Below are 21,987 nucleotides of genomic sequence, written 5' to 3'. Positions count from 1 at the left end.
GCCCGGTAGCTCGTCAGGCTCATAACCTGAAGGTCGTTGGTTCAAATCCAACCCCCGCAACCAAAAAATCACCTAAGATCAAACGCTTGGATGCCGACTGAAACAGTCTGGCATCCCCATCGCCCATCTACATCAACGCCACATCAACGTTTGAAGAGACGGCTGGCCAAAACGGCCGTCAGAACAATGAGCCTTGGCGATCATCATCGAAATCTCCCGGGTCAGGTTGCTCACTTAGCGTATCCGTCCGGTTTGCCCGCTCTGACGCGTTACAGAATGGTTTGAAAGTGTCCGCTATCGATCGTGGCTTCCGACACGAAGTAGTGTTTCTCGTCGGTGAAGCGCACGGCCAGTTCGCGTGGGCTGAGGTCGGTAGCCTCCAACGCCATCTCGACGATCTGCTCCTGGATGTCCTCGCCGATGCGGTTCCACACCCGGTTCGGCGCCGAAGGGCGATCCTCCAGCGCTTCCGGCCCGCCTTCCCGGTAGCGGTCATACCAGCGGTAGAAGGTCCGGCGGGCAATGCCGAGCTGGTCCAGCGTCCGCCTGGCCGGCAGGTGCGACTGCTCGACGATCCGGATGATCTCGAGCTTCTCGGATGCGGGATACCTCATTCGTCGTCGCCCCCATCCGCGATCATGCTTTTTTTAAGCAAGCGGTTTTCCAGCGTCAGATCGGCCACGCATTCCTTCAGCACGCGGGCTTCGCGACGCAGGTCCTGCACCTCGCCGGTGGTCGCGGCACGGGCAGTGTCGCCCGCCAGGCGGCGCTTGCCGTTCAGCGTGGCCTTGAACCACTGGCGGCTCACGCCTCACTCCATGAACTCCTTGGACCAGCTGTAGTACAGACTCTGCGCTATGCCCTCTTTGCGGCACAACTCGGCGATACTGTCGTCACCGCGAAGACCTTCAAGCACGATGCGGATCTTGTCTTCGGCCGAGAAGTGGCGGCGGGTCTGACGCCGGATGTCCTTGACCACCCGCTCTGCAGGGGGCTTGGTCGGCGATTTTGAATTGGAGGATTTGGGCTTCATCTTCGTTCCTTCGTCACTGCGACGAAGCCCAAATCCTCCTTAAATCACAACCTCAAATCTGTGCCATAGCCGCTGACGGGGGACAAGCAGAGCCTGCTGAGCCATTACCTGCAGGGCTCGTTTGGGGCGCGGTCGGAGCGACAGTCGGTTCGATTGATACCTGCGCGAAGGCTGGACCATCGACCGAAATCTGTTCGCCGCGCTCCCGACGTTCAGCGACCCACCACTTTCTAACCAGGCATTCATGGGCATCCAGCTCGGCTGCAACATCTCCAGGTGACATGCCATCTTACCGAAGGCGCCTGGTCGCCTCGCGTTTGAGCTCGCTCGGCCAAATCCTTTTGCCCGACGGGGAGGTCCGGATCTTGAACTCCCAGACTTCACGTTCCGCCATAGTCGCCTCCGATCATCTTTCGGAGGCAGATTAGCGGACGAGAAGAGGTCGGGTTTAGAGGGTAAACACGGGTTCAGATGCAACGCTTACGAAAGTTAAGCCTGACCGAGCTTGCGGATGTTTCCATACGCAAGCTTATTCCAAAGCCTGCAGCGCCCGCCTGTTGACTCAACCACGAAGCCAGCCGCCTTCGCCGATCCATTTAAGTGCGGAGATCGACGGCATGAACATATACTCACCTCCGCGCAGGCGGTTGAAGGTGGTGACACCGTCGACCCGTTTTCGGACGGGTTGGTCGGGGATCGTAAACTGCCCAGGTTCCTGATGCAGCCCGACGATCGGGTCGCGCTCCTCACCCAGATCCAGAAAGTTTCCGCGATTGATCCATTCCTGCTGAAGGAACTCGATCGTGTCAAAGGCGCGCGCACTGATAAAGATGAAGAACAGCCCGCGATCACCCGTATCGTCACCGGCAGTCATGTCGCGGCTCCATTTCGGGCCGAAGGTCGAAGAACGGCGGATGATCCGATGAATGTTCTGGTCTGTCAGAATGGTCAGCTTGCTGCCGCGTGGGTTCATGCGCCGCATATGCGCGGAATGCGGGCAGATCAGACCCTTGGCATCGTCCGAGTAATCGAAATCGTTGTTTTTGTCTCGATCGGCTCCCAGGGCTTCGTCATCCTGATCGGGCGACATGTTCAACGGCGCGCCAGAGCGCCAGCGGCCAAACATCTTCGCACCCAGCCGATCCTGAGCCTCTTCATCGCTGCCGTGTTCGCGCAGGAAGTCGTTGAAAGCCCCGACGCGGCTTTCATACTTTCGCAACACCACGAAAGATCCGTTCCGGCCCAGTACGTCGGGAGAGGGCATCGCTACGGGGCTTCCGGCTTCGCTGTCCTCGCCCAGAATGAATTCGCCAGCGGCGATGGCACGTTCATCGCCGGGATTTGGCTCGACCCCTGCGCCTGCGACGGTGGGTTGCGAAATGCTGTCGCGATAACCGAAGGGGTTTTTCGCCTCCTTATCCGCGCCGAACTCATGCGTGCCCATCAGTCTCACGCCGGTGGCCTGTTCCAGTTCGGCCATAGCATTGGCTTTTACGCGCTGAAGTTCAGCGTCGCTCTGCGCGAAGATCGACAGTGCGATGTGGCAGCTCTCATTCTGATAAGCCTCTTCCCAGGTCTCGGGCTCATTCTCGCCCTCATCCCGAAGCTGGGCGGCGCGGGCGGCCATGCCCTGCTGGAATGCCAGAGGAAAGGATTTCAGCGAGTCATCCGGCAGACCAAGCGCCTTCAACCCGGCATGGCTAAGTGCCACCCCCATCCATGCTGGCATATCTTCGGTCCAGCCCTCGGCTGACGGCACATGTCCGGCCAGCCGCCCGATCAGGTCGCGTCCGCCCGCTGCGTCATCGACATGAAGCATGGCGTGAATGCCGACATAGGGCTCTGGACGGGAGCGCAGGATAAGTCCCTGTATATCGTCAAGTTGAAGCGTGACCCGTTTGCTGTCGAAGCGCTTGCGCAGATTGCTGAGGAAAGACATCAGTAATCCACCCCCTCGGGGACCGAGACGGCATCGGAAAGCTTGGACAGTGCGTCGCGCGTTGTATCGTCCATCGCGTCATTCTTGGACATCTTGTCCATGAAATCGTTCAGCGCAGCTTCCATTCGCTGCATCCGGCGTACATCCACGACCGTGACCTGAGGGTTCGCCACGAACCAGCCAGCCGCGTCGATCTGATGACCGGCAATGAAGTCCTTGACCTCGGGACTATCGATGCCGGGCCAGCCTTCGATATTGGCGAACAGCAGATCCATCAGGCCGGGAATCTTGGTTCCGAAATCATTGATATAGGTGTCCCAATCGCCGTCATATGTGGTGGCGAAGATGATCCGCGTATCATCATCGAAGAACACGAAACGCATGTCATGCAGCGTCGAAACGCGCTGCGCGCCATCGAAATTACCGCCGGTCAGATCAAAGATCCGCCGCAGCCGGGCGGCGCCTCCGGGTTTGACCTTGGCGATGGCGGTCAGTTCCGATACATTGCCGGATTGGCGGCCCGCGCGGCCAGCGGATTGCGAGCTTCCGTCGAACAACTTGTTATGGTCGCGGATCAAACCTTCGATGGCGATCTTCGCCAGTTGCGGCGCATCGGCTGCGACTTCCTTGGCGACACGGCGAAATTCCTGAAGGCGTGTTTCGTCGTCGAGGCGGGGATCAGTGGTCTTTTTACTCATCACATGCTCCTGTTTGAGCGTTCATCAATCGGGGACATCGGTCAGTGCCCGCGGCTCTTGCCGGGGCAGATTGTTCAGCCGGTGTCGCTGCTCGGACGAGGATTCATAGGCCGCCTTGCGCACCCGCATGATAGAGCCGAGCGGTCGATGGGCCGCCACGCCGTTCCACGGATTGAAGGCGAGATGGTCGTCACCGTGAACCTGCCGCGCGGGGGAATATGCATCCTGCGCCGGGAAATGCAGGCTGGCAACGGGGCGGTGGGGCGAGGCATCTGCATCCCATTCGACCGCCGCATCCTCGACCGGCATCTGTTCGAGGTTGGTGCAAAGTTGCGCCCGAAGCGTATAGGTTGCATCGTTTTCGGCCAGATATGCACCGACCGCATCGCGCATAGCTGAAAAACCGCTTTCGACTTTGGCGTCGGTGAGATCGACCACGCCACCTTCCGGCGCAATGGACAGTTTGGCAACATGGTCGCCATAGCGAAGTGCGGCCTGCGTGTGGAAGGTTTCACCCAGAATGTTCGCGTTGTCGCGGGCCAGACCAAGAAGGGTCGCGCCGGGCTTGCCGCCCAGTGCCTCAACCATATCCTCCGCGCCACGGGCGGCGGCGGCGACCAGCTTTTGAAGGGCGTCGGGCGCGTTCGCGTTCTTTTCCAGAAGCGCCAGCATCTTCTTGTATTTCTGCACCGTCCCGAACGCCAGAACCGGGAAATTCACCATCAGGAAATCCTGATTGGCACCGCCAAGCGCAGGCGTCAGCCTTTCACCCCGAACCCCGATCACCTTCAGCGCAAACCCGCGCGGTGCTGGTATTTCGTCGCTGTGGATGTCGCCGGGGGCAGAGGACAGCCGTGCAACAACCTCATATTCAGCGCCCGGAAAAAAGATGCCCTGCGAAAGCTCAGGCGCTAAGTCGTCATGAACCCTCATCCGACCCTTCAGGATCGCGTGGCTTTTGGCGTGAGCGTCGCGATGCGCGTGTCGATGCCGCTCGGCATTTTCCGCCTGTGTCGCACGCATTTGCGTGACGATTTCCTCAACCAGCTTAGGCTCGTCAGGCTGAAGGGTCTCGATTTCATCGCTATATCGGATCGGCGGCATAGGGGCCTCTTTCTTTCTCGCCGGGCAGATCGCCTCAAGGCTGGGGTAAAGTCACCCGTTGTGCAGTCTAAACACACTGCCGGCGGCTGCGGTTGCCGTGAAAATGCATGACCTCGCGGCATCAATCCTGATTTGCCTGCCCGTGGAGCCGGTAGGTAGGAAAAGTAAGCCTATGATGCGCATGATCTTGCATACGGCACTTTGGCATACCCGTTGCTGGGGGTGTTCCCGGTTTCGTCAGAGTATTGTGATCTGATCTTGAATCAGGCCGCATGTTCTGCATTTGTTCTTCATCATGACTCGCCGCAGCACACCTCAAGCCAAAATAGACGATTCGGCCTTCCCGGTCCGGGTGCTGATTTGCGTGCCGGAGATGGGCTTTGGCCGACGGTCCGACGCGCTGCATGAGTGGCTGGCGACGCGGATCGGCCGAGGCAACTATGCCTGGCATGGCGGTGGGCGCGGCGGCACGCGGGACCGGATCGCGCTTTACTTCCGTGAGCCGGATGCGGCCAGCGCCTGCCTGACCGCCTTTCCGGACCTGGAACTGGCTGACGGAACATGTCTGCCGGGCTACAGTTCACCCTATCTGCCCTTTGGCCGTTTCGAGGACGACGATACCGTGTGCAACCTTTATAATCAGACCACCACGCAGGAGGCGATGCGCCAGCTTTTCAAGGGTCTGAGCATGACCGACCGCGCGGGCAATGTCGCACCGGGCAAGGTCTATCCCGATCAGATGGCACCGATCATCCGCCATGATGGCGGTGCGCTGGAATTGGTGAAGGCGCGGTGGGGGATGCCATCGCCGCCCTCGGTTCTGAAGACCCAGCGGGATCCGGGCGTCACCAATGTCCGCAACCTGACCTCGCCGCACTGGCGGCGCTGGCTCGGGCCCGCACATCGCTGCCTGGTGCCGGTCACGGCCTTTGCCGAACCGATCAAGGGCGGCAATCAGTGGTTTGCCCCTGCCGAAGCAGAGACGCCGATGTTCTTCGCCGGGATCGAGGTCCGGGGCTGGACGTCGGTCCGCAAGGTGAAGGATGGCGAAACCATCGACGATCTCTATGCTTTTCTGACCTGTGCGCCCAATGCCGAGGTGAAGTCGGTGCATCCGAAAGCCATGCCGGTCATTCTGACCGATCCCCGAGATTGGGAGAGCTGGCTTTCGGCCCCGATCGAAATCGCCAGCAAGCTGCAACGCCCTCTGCCGGACGGCGCATTGGCGCTGGTGGATGCCCCGGCCGAGGCGTCCTGACACCGTCTGTCATTCTATACAGGCCCGTGCCTGCGCCCGCATGACCGCATAATCCGCCATCATCCCGATCAGCGCGGCATCCTCGGGCAGCGTCTCCAACTCAACCGCTGCCCGGTCTCGCACCACCTGATCGTAAGCGACGACCGGCGGACAGACCGCGCCGCCCAGATCAGAACCGTCCGTCGCGCAGGCGGTCAGCGAGATCGTCGCGATCACGAGGGCGGTTGCTGGATGCTTCCAGCATGCGGCGTTGGATGTCATTCTGGCGCTCCATCTGTTTCAGACGCTCGGCATGGCGACCGGCGGTTTCACCGGCCCGCCGCAGGTTGAGGAGGAGGAGAAGGACCGCGCCGATCAGCGCGATCCCAATGGCCAGACGCCGCGCCCAGCGCGACGCCAGCAGCGCGGACAGGGCGCCCATCACCGCCGCCCCCTGTTCCAGTCATCCAGCCGGGCCCAGACGGTGAGCCCGATCCCGGCCAGCGCCAGGGCGATGAAGGCCCAGCGTAATGTGTCGAGATAAGGGATCAGCGGCTGCATCGCCGATTGCGCATCGCTGAGCGTGTCCTGGGCGATCTCGATCCCTGCCGCGCCAACGGTGGCGATCCCGGCGGCACCACTGCCCTTCATGGTCCGGCTGTCGGCCAGACGTTCCCGCGCGGGCGGCTGATCCGCTGCGAAGGGAATGGCACGGGCTGGGAAGGGATCGCCCCAGCGCCGGGCCGGGCCAAGATCGATATGCATGAAGCCCGAGCGCGGATAGCTGCCGAAGCCCAGAAACCCTTCCGCCCGGGCGGCCTTTTCGAACCTGGCCGGATCGTGGTTGGCCATGGAGATGTCGAAGGCGGTGCCTTGCAGATGCTTTGAAAATTTGGCACCGCGCACCCGGGCGTTGTGCTCGGGGCTGCGATAGGCGGAGTTCACGATCAGCGGCTTGCCGAGCCGCGTGCGCAGGGCATGCAGCCGGTCGAGGGCTTCTTCATGGATCAGGATCGCGCCGGTGCCCCGGCAGGCGATTTCGGCGGGCGAGAAGTTCGGCCAGCGCCAAGTGTCCAGTGGCACGTCGCGCCAATGGCGGTAGAAACGGGTGGTCATGGGGATCCTCCGGATAAAGAGAAGGCCCGCCGGATTGGCGGGCCGTGGTGTGAATGGGTCTGCGAGGGGTGCGGCGGCGATTGCCGTCCAGCGGATCAGCCGCCGTCGCCGAAGAGTTTCAGCTTCAGGGCGATCCCGGCCAGCAGGGTCAGGATCAGCCCTGCGGTCAGCATGCGGATGATGGTCTGGGCGGCGGTGCGGCGCATCAGGCGGATGCCCTCCAGGAGCGCGCGCAGATCGCGGATGTCGAGGGCGGCTTCCCTGCCGTCGAGACCGGCATCGACAAGGGCGCGGCGCGCGCCTTCCTGCGCGGCGCGCGCCAGCAGTTCCTCGAATTCGCTCTCGCTCATCTGCAGCATGTCGTCGAGACGTTTGGGTGTCATCCGATCTTCGCTCCCCAGAATGTGGTGTGGTCGGCTGCGAAATATCCATCGAACGCGCGAAAGCTGCCCTGCAGCGTGACCGTGTCGCCTGCGTCGAGGGTGGTCATTGTCTGCAGCCAGAGCGCCGTGGCCTCGGAGACATGTGCCCCGGAGATCTCGCCCAGAGATCCCCGGATTTCCGTGGATCCGTTCAGCACCAGCCGCCCGCGCATCCGGGCGCTGGTATTGGCATTGATCTTGTAGAGGAGCGATGCGCCGAAGAGGTACGTCCCCGCGACCGGCGCCACGAAACGGTTGGTGGCCGCGTCAAAGCAGCCCTGATCATTATATTCGGCCACGTTGATGCCGAGTGTGGTCCAGCTGTCGGTGGCGACGTAATTGTCATAATTCGTATAAGCCTTGAAGCGCGGCAGGTTCGGTTGGTCCACGATGCCCGTCGCCGTATCGACGCCCAGCGCGTCGCGGAAACTGGTTCCATCGGGCGAGACGGCAATGCGCAGCCGGTCCGACCCGAACATCCCGATCAGGGCCCGGGTGGAAAACCCGGTCTGCAGGATCAGCCCGGCGTCGTCACCGGCCGTTTCCCGGTTCAGCGTCTGGGTCAGGTCGCCGCTGCCGCCATCGGCCGCATAGAGCGCGGTCCAGAGCGCGCTGTTCAGCTTGGCCGAGAATGGTGCGCCCGCGCTGGCCGCCATGCCGATGCCAAGGCGGGTCAGATCGTCGAGGCCGGTGGGGATCACCGGTTGCCAATCGGCACCGTTCCGGACCAGCAGAACTGCCTCATCCTCGACCCATGCCCGCCAGCCCGCGCGCGGCGGCAGGCGCAGCCAGGCGCCATCGGTCCAGAGCGCAACATTCAGATTCCAGCCCGCCCAGCCGCCGGTCGCGCCAGAGGCGACGATGTAGCGATCACCGTCAGATGGGTCTGCCGGTGGCGCGGTCAGCCTCCTGCTTTTGACCGAGAGCTGGACAAGCCCGTCGAGCAGGCGCAGGGCCTCGTTATGGGTGACGTGTTTCTGCGCCTGTGCCGCCATCAGATATGGCAGCAGCAGGTTGGTGGTGCTGTCGGACATGCGGATGTTTTTCTTCAGGATCAGAGATAGAGGGTTGTGGTTCGTGCCGTGCCGCGCCCGATACGGGCAGAGAGCTGACAGATGCGAATCGTCAGGCTGTCACCCGGACCCAGCAGAGCCCCGAAATCCGCCACCTGATCCGCGCTGCGATAGGTGACAGACGTGGTGCTGGCCTCAAGACTGCGCCGGACCGAGACCCCATCGATGATCTCAACCAGCCAGTCCTCGCGTTCCTCCGCCAGTGGCACCTCCATGCCCTGCCAGCTACCGGCGGCGAGATCACGAGACCGCCGCGTCCAGCGGATCACCAGATCGCCCGGCACACGCGGGCGCCGCCATGGCTGGGTGACATGAACCGGCGCAAACGGCCGCAGCCCAGCGCCTTCGGGTGTGAAACTGATCGCAGTGAAGGTGTCGCTGCGGACCGGATGGCGGGCGGGACCGATGCGCCAGTTGAAGGGAATACCGAGATCGGCATCCGGGATCGGCAGCGGGGTCAGCGCCTCGTTCAGCAGCACCACCCGCGCCCCGGCCGGGGTCGGATTGCCCATGGACTGCTCGGTGCCGCGCTGGCCGCGCAACAGCCGGGTCAGGCGGTATCGTCCGGGTGCAATCAGCTCGGCATGGCCCGCCTGCACGATCTCCCAGCGCTCCGGTGCCGTTTCGATTGCCATTGCATTCGCCCCACCGAACAGCGCCAGATCGCTGACGCTGTCCAGCTGGCCGCTGGCGAGATCAAGGATCAGGACATTGCCCATATCGAAGCGCGAATTGGGACCAGGCCAGAGGTCCGAGGCTAGACGACCCATGTTCGCCCGGCGGCGCACCGTGGTCAGCAGTTCGAACCCGTCAGCGCCGGGGCTGCGATAGACCGCCAGCGCGCCGGGCCATGGTTTTGCGGTGGCGGCGATCAGCGGCTGATGCGCGGGAACGTCGTCCCGCAACTGTGGCAGATCGAGCAGGATGACTTCCGGCGGCCCGAATGTCACCGCGCGGGGCAGGATGGCCGGGCGTTCGGCGCCGGGCGGCAGATCATAGGCCTCGCGGTCCTGCCGCACAGCCTCGATGCCGCGCGCTTCGGCATCGGCAATGGCCGTCAGGCGGAACTGCTGTTGGCGGCCGTCGTGATCCAGCGCGATGACATCGGCCGGGTCCAGTGCCAGTCGTGAGGGCGGCAAGCGAAACACGGTGCTTTCCCGGCCCGCCCAGGCTTCCTGAAGCGCCCGGCGGCAGCGGCGTTCGGCCTCTTCCGGCGGCACCGCCATTGGAAAACTCTCGGACGCGATGCGGCTGGTGTCCACGGTGATGCGGGACGCCTCGACAATCGCGGCATCGTAATCCTCATCGGCCCGCGCCACCTGCCACTTCAGTGCCTGCGGCAGTTCGGTCTCCTGCGCTCGGGTCAGCTCGATCGCCTCGCCATCCGCATTGCCCGCGACCAGATCGTCATGGGCGATGGTGGCAACCGGTGCCCGGCCGCGCATGACAAACCGGATGACGCCTTCGCTCTCGACGGCATCGAAGCCGAAATGCCGCGCCAGCGTGGTGATGGAGGCGCGCGGGCTTTCCAGAGCGGTGATGGCATAGCCCTCGGCGGCGCCCCAGAGGCAGGAGACATCGATCCGGGCTTCCGGCAGCCCGGCGCGGAGGCAAAGATGGCGGATAAGTGCAGCGAGCGAGACTGCGCCCAGCCGTCCGGTCAGCCAATGGCCCAGCCGCCAGTTGGCGCCATCTGTCCAGACATCGCCCAGCGCCGGAAAGAACGGATAGGGCCGGGCATCCCATGTCCAGGCGGCGCAATCGGTAACCTCGACCATGCACTGGCCGGTGACCGCCGAGACCGGATTGTTCGCGGTTTTGCCCCAGAAGATATAAGACGCCTCGAGATAGGCGCGCTGGATGGCATCGTCGCGCCAGCCGCGCGAGAAATACGGCACGAAGCTTTCGGATGACTTCGGGTCATAGAAGACATTCGGCTGGTTGGTGCCCCGGTCGATGGCCGGGCAGCCCAGTTCCGTGAAGCGGATCGGCTTTGACCCGGGCACCCATGGCGTCGATGTTGCGGATTCCACGCCGCCGGGCCGATCATAGTGCCGGTTCGACCACCATGAGCGCAGGTCTTTGGGGCGAAAGACCCATGGTTTGCCGTGCGCACCATCCGTGATCGGCGTGCGGATCTGCGCGGCACGATCCGCCTCCGTGGCATAGAACCAGTCGAACCCTTCGCCGCCCGCGATGCTGGATTGCAGATAGGCGCGGTCATGAATGGCGGGCCAACCGTCTCGGGCGTCCAGATGATCGAACCCGTCGCGCCAGTCGGAGAGCGGCAGGTAATTGTCGATGCCGATGAAATCGACGTTCTGGTCCGCCCAGAGCGGATCGAGGTGGAAGCACACATCGCCGCTGCCATCGTTTGGCTGATGCCCGAAATATTCCGACCAGTCGGCGGCATAGCTGATCTTCGTGCCCGGCCTGAGAATGGCGCGTACATCGGCGGCCAGCGTGCGGAAGGCGGCGACGGCCGGATAACTGTTCCCGCTGGATCGGATCGTGGTCAGTCCGCGCATCTCCGAGCCGATCAGGAAGGCATCGACCCCGCCCGCCGCCGCGCAGAGATGGGCATAATGCAGCACCATGCGTCGGAGACCATCATCGCCCGGATCGCCGATCCAGCGGACTTCTTCGTCCGATATGGTGAAATCCGAAGGGGCGGCGCTACCAAAGAAGGCCGCAACCTGATCTGCGACCGCAGCTGTCTTGTCGACGCTGCCCGCCTGACCAACAGCAGGCGAACAGGTGATCCGCCCGCGCCATGGAAAGGCGGGCTGGCCTGTGCTGGCGGCATGGTCCGAATAGGGATCCGGCAGGGTGTTGCCCGGCGGCACATCCATCAGGATGAACGGATAGAAAGTGACGCGCAGCCCGCGTGCCGTCATCTCCCGGATCGCCTGCACCACCGCGAAATCCGCCGGCGTGCCGCCATAGTCCGGGCGGTCTTCAGCATCATGGCTGACCAGGTGCGCCTGATCGCGCGCGATGCCGCTGACCGACCAGAGGCGCGGCGCACTCGCTTTCTCGGCCACCTCGACGCCGGGCCGGATGGTGCAATGACCACAGCGCAGATCGTTCCCGAACCAGGCGACGACCAGACTGACGCTTTCGACTTTTGGGGCCATCGCCTGCAGCCGGTCCAGCGCCACGATCATGTCCGGACTGCCGGGCGTCGCGTTCAGGTTCTCGGTAGAGTTCGTGCCGCCGGTCCTGTGGCCCAAGACATGGGTTTTGGCGCCCGTGGTCTTGCGCACCGGCTCGGTCGAATAGGTGAACTCGCCCGAGGCCGGGATCAGGGTGACGGCACGGGTCAGTCCCTCGGCCGTGTCCGGATCGGCGAGGGGGCGGAACACTTCGAAGCTCAGCTGCGGCAGGCGATTGCCGTAATCGTTCAGCGGCAGATCCTCGAAGACGACGTAGGCGGTGCCGCGATATGCAGGCGTCGCGTCCGCACCCATGGTGGCAGCGATGAAGGGGTCCGGCTCCTGCGTCTCTGATCCCGGATACCAGCGCCAGGTGATGCCGGTCGTGTCGAGCGGTTTGCCGTCGGCCCAGATCCGCCCAATGCCGGTGATCTCGCCCTCGGCGAGCGCGACGGCAAAGGACGCATAATAGAGATATTCCGTGGTCTCGACCTTGGGCCCGCCGCCCTTGCCGCCGCCCTGCCGGCTGGTCCGGGTCTCCTCGCGAAAATCCGTGGCCCAGACGATATTGCCGCCCATGCGCATGCGGCCGAAGATGCGCGGAATGACCGCGCCCTCGGTCGAGGCGGTGATGCGCAGATTGTCGAGCCGCGCCCCTTCGATACGCTGGGGCGGGGCGAGCGAGGAGACGATCCAGCTGTCGACGGCCGCGCCGATGGTCGATCCGATCATGCCGCCGATGGCGGCGCCGGAAAATCCGAGGATTGCGCCTCCAAAGCCGCCGCCAATCGTGGCGCCGACCGAGGCCAATACCAATGTTGCCATGGAAAAAACTCAGATGCTGGGGAAGAGGAAAGCGAAGGCGATGCGGCGGCGCCAGCCTTGTGTCAGGGCTTCTTCGATGACCCCCAGCCGTTCATAGGCGTGGATGAAGCGGTCAGGCGCGGTCAGAATGCCGACATGTTTTGCGATGGCGCCGGGCCGCATGCGGAACAGGACAAGGGCACCGGGTATGACGTTGCGCGGATCGATCTCGATCATCATCCGCCGCGCGCCTTCGGCCAGCACCTCGCGGCACCCCGTCTCGCCCCAGTCGCGACTATAGGCCGGGATCGGGAAAGGCTCGTCGCCCACGACCTCGCGCCAGACGCCGCGCGCCAACCCAAGGCAGTCGCATCCGGCGCCCTGCAAACTGGCCTGATCGTGATAGGGCGTGCCCAGCCAGCCGCGCGCGGAGGCAATGACGCGGTCCGGGTGGGTGGCAGTCTGCATCCGGGTCACAGCACGCCCCCGTCATGGCCACCGTCCGATGAGGCATAGCGCAGGATCGTGTCCTGCCCGGGGATGTGCGGAAAGCCCCGGAAGTTCACCACATTCCCGAATTTGGCGCCGCAGGTGGCGATGCGCTTGTCGCAGCCGGCATGGATGATGAAGCCATCGCCCGCACCAATGGTTCGGATCGGTGCTTCCAGGAGCGTCAGTGCCGCAATCCCGTCGCTGCGGTCATGGGCCAGCACCTCCGCGCGGCGACCGGCATTGGGGCCATTGGTCCAGGTGAGCGTTCCGAAGCGGAACCAGCCGGGCGCGAAGCCGCCGAGGCCGGAGGCAGTGAAAGCCCGGTCGCGAATGCTGTCGATGACGGTGCCAGTGCCGCGAAACGCCGGATCCTCCAGATCGACGCCGCAGCGGGCATCGCCCAGCGCGGCATCGCAGCTCGCCTGAAAACTCCGTCCGACGGTCTGGCCGAGGAGATGCGACATCGAGCGGATCTCGGCCACGAAAGCATGCCGCCCACGCCTGATCTGGCCGATGGCGCCGCGCCGCATCAGCACGCGCTGTGCTGGGTTGACCCAGTTGACCCGCCAGAGCTCCACCCCGGCATTGTCCCAGCGCCCGTCCAGAATATCGGCCTCGGTGATCCGGTCGGAGCGCAGCGCGCCTGCCGCATCCTGGGCATCGACCGAAAGGTCGGCGCCCGATCTGATCTCGCTGGCAGTCAGCCCGCTTTCCGGTTCGAACTCGGTGCCGTCGAACGATAACATCCGGTCATGGTCAGTGAAGCCGAAAGCGACACCATCGGCGCGGGTGATGCGCCAGCACCAGGCGAGGGTGGTGGTGCCGCTGTCGAGATGCGCCTGTAGGGCGGGCGGGAGCGTCTTCATCGCCGGATCTCCAAGAGGGGAATGGAGGTGATGGAGCCCAGCCGCTCGATATCCAGCGTCACGTCCAGGATGTCGCTATCGAAACGAACCGGCACGTCGAATTCGAAGCCGGCACTGATGGCGATGCCATCGGAGGGCGCGCTGTCGAAGCTGACAAGGCCGGATTTATGGTCGACCGACCACCCGCTGGACTGTGTCACTGCGTTCAGGGCAATCTCGACCGTGCCCGCGACCGGCTTGGTGATCGCCCGGGTCCAGGACTGCCCGCCCGAGGCATAGCGTTTGACCAGCTGGAAATTGGTCGTGACACCATCGCCTGTGCCGATCTGCTGATCGGTCGACGATGGGACCTGCGACGGCAGACATGACCGATGATCGGCCCAGTCCTTGAAGCGGAAGCCGTAAAGCCTGCCGTTCCGCGCCTCGAAGAAGTCGACGACTGCCGCCAGTTCGTCGCCGCGGCGGATGCCGTAGCTGACATCGTAGCGCCGTCGGCTGTTGGCCCAGCTCGCGTTGCGCTCCTCGTCGCCGCTTGCCAGTTCGACGATCTGGGTGCGCCGCTCCGGCCCGCCACGCGCGCCGCGGCTGATAGTGTCCGGAAACCGGACCTCGTGAAATGCCATATTGCGCGTTCCTTTCGTGGTGGATGTGTCAGAGGCCGCGCCGCCCGAGCGAGACGGCACGGGCGATATCGGCGGCGATCTGGGTGCGGGATTGCCGAAAACTCTCGGCATCGCGGGCGTTGATGTTGACGGTGATGCCATTGCCGTAATCCTGTGCCTCGCGGCGCGACAGCACCCGTTCCCCACGCTGCAGGATCGCGGGCACCTCGTCGTGGCGCAGACCGACCATGCCACCCGAGTGCATGCGTTGTGCCCCGGCAAAGGCCAGCGCAGGAACCATGCGGCCAGCACCTGTGGCACCGACCATCCCGCCGCTATGCATGATGCTGGCAAAAATCCCGCCTGCGCCGCCCAGCGCGCCGGAAAGCGCATTGGCGATGGGGCCCAGCAGGAAACGCCGTGCCGCCAGTTTCGAGAGATCGGCCAGCAGCGAGGTGACCAAGTCTCGGAAATCGAGCTTGCCGGTCTTTACGAATTCTCCGACCGCGTTCTCGGCGCTTTGAAATGCCCCGACCAGCGCCTGGCCGATATCGGCACCGATATCCTTGGCTTTCTTCGCATAGTCGGACAGCGCCTCGGTCACCGCCTTCCAGCCGGTGGCTGCGGCCTCGGTTGCGGGCCTGGCCTCTTCGGCCGCCGCCTTGCCTGCGGCTCCGGCGTCCTTCGCCGCGGCACCCGCGCCGGTGGCGGCGGTTTCGATCCCGCCCAGCGCATCCTCGTAGCGCCCCGCAGCTTCGGTCGCCACCTCCAGCGCCGCGCCACCGGCATCATCCCCACCCGACATCGCCGCGCGCAGCGCCTCCATGGCCGGTGCGACGCCATCGAAGGCGGAGGCCCGGCTGGAACTGGCCCGGTCGCGATAGCGGCCCGCCATATGAGCAGAATTGCTGGCCGAATGCTCCAGCATCGAGGCCCGGCCCAGCGCTTCGAAGACATCAATGCGCGTGTCGGAGCCGATCTCTTCGGCCACCTTGTTGAAGGTCGGCGCGATCATCCCCAGAAAATCAGCCCATTTCCCGGCCAGAAAGGCCATCAGCCGGGTCCAGATCGCCTCGATCTCCGATTGCATGGCCCGGAAATCGTCGGCGAAGGACAGGGCGGTGGTCTTGATGCCGTCCCAGACCGCCCTGGCCACATCGCCCATCAGCGCCATGGCATTGCCAAAGCCGCCTGCGCCCTTGACCAGCTTCGTGAACTGATAGACCAACTCGCCCGCACCGACGATCAGGGCACCGATGCCGGTGCGGATCAGCGCCCCGCGCAGCACGACCAGTGCGGTAGCGAGGCCCCGGACGGAGAGTGCCGCCGCCGCCAGCCCGGCGACCCAGCGACCGGCCATGAAACCGGCGAAGCTGGCGGCATAGGTCGACAGCCTGCCGATCTGATCGAACAGACCGCCGATGGCCATCCCAAACGGCCCGGTGCGGCTGGCCAGCGCAGCCATGGCATCGGCCACGGCTTCCAGCGCAGGCGCGGCCGCCACCGCCAGCTGGTTCGAGAGCCCGCGCCAGACCAGACCCAGCCGAGAGATGGCGTCATTCGTCCGTTCGATCCGGTCGGCATCCTGTTCCGAGACCACCACCCCAAAGGCCCGGACATCCTCGGTCGCTTGACGCAGCGTGGCGGTGTCGATGCGCGCGATGGCGATCGAGCCCTCTTCGCCGAACAACTGCCCGGCTACAGCCGCGCGTTCGGCAACAGGCACGAACTCGGCAATGGCGGCATTGATTGCCCCGACACGCTGGTCCAAGGGAAGAGTCAGAAGATCAGCCGCTGTCAGCCTCAGCCGTTCCAGCGCATCGGCGGCCGGACCGCCACCCGCCGCCGCCTGGCTCAGCCGCCGCGTCAGATCCTTGGTCGCCTGTTCGATGCCGGACATCGACACGCCCGCCAGTTCCCCCGCGCGCTCCAGCGTCTGGATCGAGACGACCGTGGTGCCGAGCGATTGGGCGAGCTTGGCCTGCGCATCGACTGTTTGCAGCCCCGACCTGACCATCGCGATGCCTGCTGCTGTTGCGGCGGCCACCGCTGCGGCTGCCGCGACACCGACCTTCCGCGTGAACCCGGCCATGCGCGCATTCGCGGCCTCCATCTCGTGCGAAAGCCGGCCGAAGCCGCGCGATCCGACCTCGCCGATACCTTCCAGCTCGGCGCGCACCTGCCGTCCGCCCACCGCCGCGAGGCGGACGCTGACGCGTTTTTCTGCCATCTCACCGTTCCATCTGTTCGTTCATCTTCCGCACCATCACCGCCTCAACGATGGGCAGGAGTTCCGCCGTCGCCGGTGCCGGGATGCCCAGCGCCGCCGCCAGACCCAGCGCGGCGTTCATATCCCAGCCAATCACTGCGCCCGGCAGCACCCGCAGCTGGCCGCCAAGCCGCCCGACCAGATCCCAGACCTGCCAGCCCTCGAATGTCAGCGGCTGGTTTGTGCGGCCCGGGCAGTCTTCACAGCTTTGCGTGCAGGCCGCGCAGTAGCTGTCGCCCCCACCGAAGGACCAGTCGGCGAGGGCGCGGAGACGTTTTTTTCCTGCTCCAGCAATAGCCCCTTGGAGACATAGACCAGCTGGAACGCCTCGAAGATCGGCCAGATGTCCAGCAGAGCGTCGATGGCTTCCGGGCTCGGGGCGATGGCATTCCCATCGGCGTCGCCGACACCTTCCCAGGTCAGCACCGCGCGCCGGGCCAGCGCCTTGGCGAAGATCAGCGCCCGTTCCTCATCGCTGGTCCCGTCAGGGACCGCCTCGACATCCGGATCGCTGCGGGTGGCGACCATCAGCGCCGTGGTCAGCGAACGCAGCTGCACACGGACACCGGGGGCCAGATCGTGCCAGCGGGGTTCGTTACTCAGGTCCAAGGTCAGCATGGGTTCAATATTCCTCGCGGTCGTTGATCAGGGTGGCGGTGCACATGCGGCCCCGCGTACTGTCGCGCGCGGCCTGCCAGTCGAATGTGGCCTGTACGCCCTGAGGCCCGGAGATCTCGATCCGGGGGCGCGGCAGATAGACGGCATGCACGGTGAAGCTGAAGCTCGCGCCCGATGGCAGGGCGTAGGAAAATTCCAGTTCGCAGGGATCGCCGTCAATGGCCTGCGTCACCAGCATACTGTCCGAGAACCGGACCTCGATGGACCCGGTCAGGGCAGCAATGGACGGATCTGCGCCATCGATGCGGCCATCGGCGCGGATGGTCTCGATCCGGTCGAGATTATTGGCACAGGTGATCTGGGCCGAGACGACATTGCCCAACGCCGCGCCATTGCGGGTGATCGCCCCGTTGAAATGCCCGAAGCGCTTCAGATCGATGGGCGCTGGTGTGCCGGTGCCGCTGACTGTCCCGACCGTCTCGCCCTGCGCGACCAGCCGCGCCGTTGCGGTCAGCAGCCCGGAGCGCTGCATCTGCCAGCTCAGCTGGTCCAGCACGCAGCCGGAATAGATCGCATAGCGCGGCACCTCAGGCATGCCGGTCTCGATCGAGACGCTCGGCAACGTCCAGGCGCCGGATCGAAACTCATGCGTCCAGGGGCCGGTGCCCGTGGTGACCGGGTCGCCGAACGCCGCCTTCAGCCAGAAGCCGAACGCCTCGGCATCGATGGGCACGACGATATCGCCATCGGCCGTCACCGCATCCTTGATCGGCGCCAGCGGATCGCGGCCATAGCCCAGAAGTTCGGAGTTCAGGAGCGGTTGTTCCGCCCCGAGCGTCGTGCTGGCGAACGGCATCTTCGTGAAGCCGCCCGCAGGCGGCGTGCCATAGACGGTCTCGAACGCAAGCGCCATCTGCGCCCGCGCCCCCTGGGCTCGTGCCATGGATAGTTTCTCCTTGTCTGGAAGATCGGTATTTAGGTTGGGATCGAGGATTTCTGACGTCGCGCTCTTACGGGTGTCTTTGTCCCGGCCTGCTTTGAGGGAATGCCATCCATGGTTGATACTTTACTGCTCATCGTGTTTTTGCTGGCATCCCTGTTCTTCGTGTTCTGGCTCTACATTCTGCTGCCTGCGGGAATGGCGGCCAAACGTGGTCGCAGTGCCTTTGGGTGGGTGCTGTTGAGCATCCTGTTTTCCCCAATCTTGGCCTGCCTTCTCCTCTGGCTGCTGGGCGACGACCCGAACCAGAGAGAGTAGCCGCAGTGCAGGAGGGGGTATTGCTGCCTCGGCTTACCGTCAGAGCAGAGAATCTGCTGTCGTGTAATGCAGGATGACGGGGATCACCGCTGCCTTGAGGCTGGCCGCGCCCTCGACAGGCAGGTCGACGGGGCGGGGCGCTTCCGCCTCGACCCAGTCGCAGAGCCCGCCCAGTGTGCGATCGGCGGCGATGGTGGTGCCGATGCTGCCGCATAGTGCGTCAAAGGCGGCGTCACGGTCGGCGCCCTGAACAACCGCCTCGACCTCTGCACGGTGCTGATAGTGGTAGGCGACCGGCGACAGCGTCACCTCGGGTTCGCCTGGTTCGCCATCGCGCAGGATCAGCAGGCCGTCAGGAGGTGTGCGTTCGGGCAGGGTCTCGCCGCGCAGGGTGGTGGCGGCCAGCGTTGATAGCCGCGCGTGCAGCGCGAGGAGGAGGGTTTCGCGTGGAGTGGGCATATCACGATCGACCTCAAACAGATGCGACTACGAAACTTTGCATGATTGAAATTAGACTGTTGCTCCCTCCGAAATCAGCATGCTTTTGGGGCCGTTGTGATACCCTAGCTAAGATCTGTCGATATGGAGGTGCCGTATGATCGATTTTTTGTTGAGCAACATACGTGGCATTGCGTCTCTTTCAGCTGTCCTGAGCGGATCGGCACTCATTTGGAGGTTCTTTCAGCGTAGATCACTTGAAGTGGAGATTCATCCCGACTCGAGTGACTCTTTTGGTTTTGTTTTAGATGACGAAAGAAATACGTCTAGGAATAAGTTGCGTTACTATGCACACTTAAAGGTGACGCTGGATGTCGTGATTGGTAAAGGTCTTGAATTGGAGTCCGCGCATTTAGTTTTTAGAGAGGGCGGTAGGTATTGTTCTGTGGTGTGGCCTCCGCAAGGAGCGCCGAAAAATGTTGAGAATTTTTTTGGACTTGAGGCGGACGGAGAGGTCTGGAAAGATTCTCCGGGTCGAAGATGTCTACTGATCAGAGGCGTCGCTGAGTGGGCGGGGAAGGCTTTTTCCAATCTGCCGTCAGGTGGATATCGTGCTTTCATTGTATTGATTTTTAAAGGATTTAATGTTGTTGTCCCCTTGCGCTTGGCATCGCTAAGAGATGGAACTAATTCACTAATTTCAAAAAAAATACTCGTTATTAGGCGCGCCGGAAGGAGTGTCGATCCTGTGAGTATAGTAAAGGAGGCCGACAAGGAAATTTGTGATAACGCGATTTTCCATCGAGTTAGGATATGCGTAGCTGATTTGGACTTTCTGCCTTTCATTTCGCCTCTCTGGTGGGTCCAACTGAAGCGGAGTTAGGTTGGTGGTTTTTGCGAATGATTTGAAAAATGACCTGCTTTCGCTTCAGAGGGTTCACCGGGAATCATCGCCCCTTCACCCACTTCCCCACGATCTTCCCCGGCACCGCATCCGCCGCCCGTTCCGCCTCCTTTGCCAGATCCAGCCGCTTCGGCAGCCTGACCTGCGGCACCAACAGGAAGATCGGCACGGTGGCGCGCCCGCGCCCGGTTTTGGAACGTGACGCCACCGCGCGGCCCTTGGTGTTCAGCCGCCCCTCGGCAACCAGCAGACTCGGCCCGTGCCTGCGATAGATGAAGCGCAACGGCAGCCCGGTCCGACGCTCCCACTCGCCGGGGGTTATCCGCCCGCCGCGCAGGGATTTTCCGGCGGCCTCGGTAGGGATGGCCAGCCAGAAGCCGTCGCGGGAGCGGATCAGCGGCCCGGCATTGTGGGCGCCGACGATCACCGGGGCCTTGGACCAGACCAGCGCGGTGGCGTTCAGACTGTCACCCGCCTTCGGATAGGCGGCGTTGCGGATCGAATTCGCCAGCCTGCGCCCCAGCCCGGCCCCGGTGATCTGCCCGCGCCATGCGGTCTTGAGGCCCGCGCCCGCCTCGAGCATGGCGCCGGTCACGGCCTTTTCGCCTGCATCGATCTCGGCCTGCATCATGGCGACCAGATTTGGGTCGATATCGAGTTTCAGCTTCATGCTGGCACCAGTTCCACGGTCCAGATCAGCCGGTCGCGGTCGCGGATCGGTTCGCCCTGGATGGCGAAGCTGTCGGCGCCGATGACGATCAGATCGCCGGGGCGGGGGTCGGGGAGATCGCTGACCCGGATATCGGCGGTCAGTGTTTCCGACAGGATGCGCGCCGATCCGAATTCGGTGATCCGGTCCGGCACGCGTCGGATCAGGCGGATCGGCCGTTCCTCCGACGTGCCGCCCGCGATCCAGACGGCGGAGATGCCCATATCGGGATGGCCGAAGATGCGGTCCATGGCAGCGGCAAATGCGTTCATCAGTTCGAGCTGTGCAGCCGGATCGCCAGACGCGGCCGCTTGTTGACCGGCAGGATCGAGGCTTCGGTCATCAGATCGATCCAGCGGCCCTTGGGGTCGAGATGCTGACGGGCATAGAGCGGCAGACCGATGGTATTGGCGGTCTCCAGCAGGTTCGCCGGACCGCCATAGGTGGTGAAGGTGTCCATGGTGCCGGTCGGGAAGGCGATGCCTTCGTTTGCCGGAACCAACCGTTCGCTGGCTTTCGTGGAGAGCGTCACCGCGCCCGCATATTCCTCGAAGAGGATGCCGGCGAAGGGAAAGTTGCGGCGCACGTCCTGCCGCAGCGGCTGCGCCCCGGTCGCGACATAGAACTTGTAGGCCTCCTCGGTTTTGGGGTGCGAGATCAGCTTGTCGAAGAATTCGCGACTGACCAGGGCATGGACGCCAGACATGCTTTCGCCCAGGAGATTGTCCTCGACGGCGCGCAGCACCTCGCGGACCTTGCCCTGGACGTTCGTGCCAGCGGTTCCCAGCACGAAATCGACGCTGATCTGGGCGATGCCGAATTCCGTAAAATAGTTGTAGAGCGTGGTGCCCGCGCCATCCTTCACGATGCCGCGCAGCGCGTTCATCTCCATATATTCCCGGGTCTGGGCATGCTTGCGGCGCATGAGCGTCAGCTTGCGGGTCATCACCGCGACCAGCGGATCGGCCTCGTCGCCGGCACCGATGGCCGGAACACCCTGTATATCGGCGGGCAGGATCACGTCGTCATGCGGGATCCAGGGCAGCGCGAAGCTGCGCATGGCGCGGCCTTCGCGCGAGCCGACCGTGGCAGGACCGCCCAAGGCGACCGAAGGCAGCAGGTTCAGCACGCCTTCGATCTGTTCGATGATGACGCTGCGCTGGGACACGCCTTCGAAGCGGAAGAGGCCCAGTTCTCCGAGGCGGGTGTAGAGGTTCGGCAGGATATTGATGGCCTGCGTCATCTCGGCC

General features: G+C 63.8%; 22 protein-coding genes and 1 pseudogene. 3 read left to right on the top strand and 20 right to left on the bottom strand.

The window, feature by feature from the left end:
• Positions 1 to 299 precede the first annotated feature (299 nt).
• The 4 genes and pseudogenes from E3D03_RS17130 to E3D03_RS17115 all read right to left on the bottom strand — a co-directional run.
• Positions 300 to 1,033: pseudogene (locus E3D03_RS17130) on the bottom strand (helix-turn-helix domain-containing protein); the annotation flags it as partial.
• Between the two features lie 562 nt (positions 1,034 to 1,595).
• Entirely contained in the window at positions 1,596 to 2,972 is a 1,377-nt protein-coding gene (locus E3D03_RS17125; RefSeq protein ID WP_263567953.1) for a Dyp-type peroxidase, read from the bottom strand.
• Positions 2,972 to 3,670 carry a hypothetical protein gene (locus E3D03_RS17120; RefSeq protein WP_088234139.1) on the bottom strand — a complete coding sequence of 233 codons (699 nt, stop codon included), beginning with the start codon at positions 3,668 to 3,670 and terminating at the stop codon, positions 2,972 to 2,974. Before E3D03_RS17120 ends, E3D03_RS17125 begins: the two co-directional genes overlap by 1 nt.
• 24 nt (positions 3,671 to 3,694) lie before the next feature.
• Positions 3,695 to 4,774 (bottom strand): catalase family protein, encoded by a 1,080-nt coding sequence (locus E3D03_RS17115; protein WP_263567952.1) that lies wholly within the window; start codon positions 4,772 to 4,774, stop codon positions 3,695 to 3,697.
• 283 nt (positions 4,775 to 5,057) lie between these two features.
• Between E3D03_RS17115 and E3D03_RS17110 the strand changes: the two genes are divergently transcribed.
• Positions 5,058 to 6,032, top strand: a complete 975-nt coding sequence (locus tag E3D03_RS17110) for an SOS response-associated peptidase (RefSeq protein WP_263567951.1) — start codon at positions 5,058 to 5,060, stop codon at positions 6,030 to 6,032.
• 9 nt (positions 6,033 to 6,041) lie between these two features.
• Here the strand turns inward: E3D03_RS17110 and E3D03_RS17105 are convergent, their stop codons facing one another.
• From E3D03_RS17105 to E3D03_RS17050, 12 genes are all read right to left on the bottom strand, one after another.
• Positions 6,042 to 6,248 (bottom strand): hypothetical protein, encoded by a 207-nt coding sequence (locus tag E3D03_RS17105; RefSeq protein WP_318013758.1) that lies wholly within the window; start codon positions 6,246 to 6,248, stop codon positions 6,042 to 6,044.
• Positions 6,202 to 6,453, bottom strand: coding sequence for a hypothetical protein (locus E3D03_RS17100; RefSeq protein WP_263567950.1), 252 nt, complete (start codon positions 6,451 to 6,453; stop codon positions 6,202 to 6,204). The genes E3D03_RS17105 and E3D03_RS17100 overlap by 47 nt, the downstream gene beginning before the upstream one ends.
• The gene (locus E3D03_RS17095) at positions 6,453 to 7,127 is read right to left on the bottom strand and encodes a YcbK family protein (protein ID WP_263567949.1); all 675 of its coding nucleotides are present in this window, start codon (positions 7,125 to 7,127) and stop codon (positions 6,453 to 6,455) included. The genes E3D03_RS17100 and E3D03_RS17095 overlap by 1 nt, the downstream gene beginning before the upstream one ends.
• A 95-nt stretch (positions 7,128 to 7,222) precedes the next feature.
• Positions 7,223 to 7,510 (bottom strand): DUF6127 family protein, encoded by a 288-nt coding sequence (locus tag E3D03_RS17090; RefSeq protein ID WP_260278226.1) that lies wholly within the window; start codon positions 7,508 to 7,510, stop codon positions 7,223 to 7,225.
• Positions 7,507 to 8,583 carry a DUF2793 domain-containing protein gene (locus E3D03_RS17085; RefSeq protein WP_263567948.1) on the bottom strand — a complete coding sequence of 359 codons (1,077 nt, stop codon included), beginning with the start codon at positions 8,581 to 8,583 and terminating at the stop codon, positions 7,507 to 7,509. Before E3D03_RS17085 ends, E3D03_RS17090 begins: the two co-directional genes overlap by 4 nt.
• A gap of 20 nt (positions 8,584 to 8,603) precedes the next feature.
• Entirely contained in the window at positions 8,604 to 12,602 is a 3,999-nt protein-coding gene (locus E3D03_RS17080) for a glycoside hydrolase/phage tail family protein (protein ID WP_263567947.1), read from the bottom strand.
• A gap of 9 nt (positions 12,603 to 12,611) precedes the next feature.
• Entirely contained in the window at positions 12,612 to 13,049 is a 438-nt protein-coding gene (locus tag E3D03_RS17075) for an NlpC/P60 family protein (RefSeq protein WP_263567946.1), read from the bottom strand.
• Positions 13,050 to 13,054: 5 nt separating this feature from the next.
• On the bottom strand, positions 13,055 to 13,939 hold the full coding sequence (locus tag E3D03_RS17070; protein WP_263567945.1) for a DUF2163 domain-containing protein: 885 nt from the start codon (positions 13,937 to 13,939) through the stop codon (positions 13,055 to 13,057).
• Complete coding sequence (locus E3D03_RS17065) at positions 13,936 to 14,562, bottom strand: DUF2460 domain-containing protein (RefSeq protein ID WP_263567944.1); 627 nt, start codon at positions 14,560 to 14,562, stop codon at positions 13,936 to 13,938. Before E3D03_RS17065 ends, E3D03_RS17070 begins: the two co-directional genes overlap by 4 nt.
• A gap of 28 nt (positions 14,563 to 14,590) precedes the next feature.
• Entirely contained in the window at positions 14,591 to 16,771 is a 2,181-nt protein-coding gene (locus tag E3D03_RS17060) for a phage tail tape measure C-terminal domain-containing protein (protein ID WP_263567943.1), read from the bottom strand.
• Positions 16,772 to 16,978: 207 nt separating this feature from the next.
• Positions 16,979 to 17,428, bottom strand: a complete 450-nt coding sequence (locus E3D03_RS17055) for a hypothetical protein (RefSeq protein ID WP_263567942.1) — start codon at positions 17,426 to 17,428, stop codon at positions 16,979 to 16,981.
• A 4-nt stretch (positions 17,429 to 17,432) separates the two neighbouring features.
• Positions 17,433 to 18,371: a phage tail tube protein gene (locus E3D03_RS17050; RefSeq protein ID WP_263567941.1), complete on the bottom strand. Its 939-nt coding sequence runs from the start codon at positions 18,369 to 18,371 to the stop codon at positions 17,433 to 17,435.
• Positions 18,372 to 18,482: 111 nt separating this feature from the next.
• Between E3D03_RS17050 and E3D03_RS17045 the strand changes: the two genes are divergently transcribed.
• Positions 18,483 to 18,686, top strand: coding sequence for a hypothetical protein (locus E3D03_RS17045; RefSeq protein WP_263567940.1), 204 nt, complete (start codon positions 18,483 to 18,485; stop codon positions 18,684 to 18,686).
• A gap of 39 nt (positions 18,687 to 18,725) precedes the next feature.
• Here E3D03_RS17045 and E3D03_RS17040 read toward each other — a convergent pair whose 3' ends face one another.
• Positions 18,726 to 19,145, bottom strand: a complete 420-nt coding sequence (locus E3D03_RS17040) for an acyl-CoA transferase (RefSeq protein WP_263567939.1) — start codon at positions 19,143 to 19,145, stop codon at positions 18,726 to 18,728.
• Positions 19,146 to 19,281: 136 nt separating this feature from the next.
• On the opposite strand from E3D03_RS17040, the gene E3D03_RS17035 reads away from it, so the two are divergent.
• A complete protein-coding gene (locus tag E3D03_RS17035; protein WP_263567938.1) occupies positions 19,282 to 20,007 on the top strand; it encodes a hypothetical protein in 726 nt (241 codons plus the stop codon).
• A gap of 64 nt (positions 20,008 to 20,071) precedes the next feature.
• Here E3D03_RS17035 and E3D03_RS17030 read toward each other — a convergent pair whose 3' ends face one another.
• The 3 genes from E3D03_RS17030 to E3D03_RS17020 all read right to left on the bottom strand — a co-directional run.
• Positions 20,072 to 20,698, bottom strand: coding sequence for a DUF6441 family protein (locus E3D03_RS17030; protein WP_263567937.1), 627 nt, complete (start codon positions 20,696 to 20,698; stop codon positions 20,072 to 20,074).
• Positions 20,695 to 21,009, bottom strand: coding sequence for a hypothetical protein (locus E3D03_RS17025; protein WP_263567936.1), 315 nt, complete (start codon positions 21,007 to 21,009; stop codon positions 20,695 to 20,697). Before E3D03_RS17025 ends, E3D03_RS17030 begins: the two co-directional genes overlap by 4 nt.
• Positions 21,009 to 21,987: major capsid protein (locus tag E3D03_RS17020; protein WP_263567935.1), on the bottom strand; the 979-nt coding region annotated here is incomplete at its 5' end. The genes E3D03_RS17020 and E3D03_RS17025, both read right to left, overlap by 1 nt.

Source organism: Paracoccus sp. DMF (assembly GCF_004407025.1).
GTDB classification, from domain to species: Bacteria; Pseudomonadota; Alphaproteobacteria; order Rhodobacterales; family Rhodobacteraceae; genus Paracoccus; species Paracoccus aminovorans_B.
The sequence above is the reverse complement of the archived record's forward strand: the minus strand, read 5'-3'. Positions and strand labels throughout refer to the sequence as shown.

Bases quoted from the DNA above. Each gene is read 5' to 3' on its own strand.
- E3D03_RS17080 (WP_263567947.1), bottom strand. From the start codon at position 12,602: ATGGCAACATTGGTATTGGCCTCGGTCGGCGCCACGATTGGCGGCGGC.
- E3D03_RS17035 (WP_263567938.1), top strand. From the start codon at position 19,282: ATGATCGATTTTTTGTTGAGCAACATACGTGGCATTGCGTCTCTTTCA.
- E3D03_RS17100 (WP_263567950.1), bottom strand. From the start codon at position 6,453: ATGGGCGCCCTGTCCGCGCTGCTGGCGTCGCGCTGGGCGCGGCGTCTG.
- E3D03_RS17040 (WP_263567939.1), bottom strand. From the start codon at position 19,145: ATGCCCACTCCACGCGAAACCCTCCTCCTCGCGCTGCACGCGCGGCTA.
- E3D03_RS17120 (WP_088234139.1), bottom strand. From the start codon at position 3,670: ATGAGTAAAAAGACCACTGATCCCCGCCTCGACGACGAAACACGCCTT.
- E3D03_RS17045 (WP_263567940.1), top strand. From the start codon at position 18,483: ATGGTTGATACTTTACTGCTCATCGTGTTTTTGCTGGCATCCCTGTTC.
- E3D03_RS17060 (WP_263567943.1), bottom strand. From the start codon at position 16,771: ATGGCAGAAAAACGCGTCAGCGTCCGCCTCGCGGCGGTGGGCGGACGG.
- E3D03_RS17025 (WP_263567936.1), bottom strand. From the start codon at position 21,009: ATGAACGCATTTGCCGCTGCCATGGACCGCATCTTCGGCCATCCCGAT.
- E3D03_RS17070 (WP_263567945.1), bottom strand. From the start codon at position 13,939: ATGAAGACGCTCCCGCCCGCCCTACAGGCGCATCTCGACAGCGGCACC.
- E3D03_RS17085 (WP_263567948.1), bottom strand. From the start codon at position 8,583: ATGTCCGACAGCACCACCAACCTGCTGCTGCCATATCTGATGGCGGCA.
- E3D03_RS17050 (WP_263567941.1), bottom strand. From the start codon at position 18,371: ATGGCACGAGCCCAGGGGGCGCGGGCGCAGATGGCGCTTGCGTTCGAG.
- E3D03_RS17075 (WP_263567946.1), bottom strand. From the start codon at position 13,049: ATGCAGACTGCCACCCACCCGGACCGCGTCATTGCCTCCGCGCGCGGC.
- E3D03_RS17090 (WP_260278226.1), bottom strand. From the start codon at position 7,510: ATGACACCCAAACGTCTCGACGACATGCTGCAGATGAGCGAGAGCGAA.
- E3D03_RS17030 (WP_263567937.1), bottom strand. From the start codon at position 20,698: ATGAAGCTGAAACTCGATATCGACCCAAATCTGGTCGCCATGATGCAG.
- E3D03_RS17115 (WP_263567952.1), bottom strand. From the start codon at position 4,774: ATGCCGCCGATCCGATATAGCGATGAAATCGAGACCCTTCAGCCTGAC.
- E3D03_RS17125 (WP_263567953.1), bottom strand. From the start codon at position 2,972: ATGTCTTTCCTCAGCAATCTGCGCAAGCGCTTCGACAGCAAACGGGTC.
- E3D03_RS17065 (WP_263567944.1), bottom strand. From the start codon at position 14,562: ATGGCATTTCACGAGGTCCGGTTTCCGGACACTATCAGCCGCGGCGCG.
- E3D03_RS17095 (WP_263567949.1), bottom strand. From the start codon at position 7,127: ATGACCACCCGTTTCTACCGCCATTGGCGCGACGTGCCACTGGACACT.
- E3D03_RS17055 (WP_263567942.1), bottom strand. From the start codon at position 17,428: ATGCTGACCTTGGACCTGAGTAACGAACCCCGCTGGCACGATCTGGCC.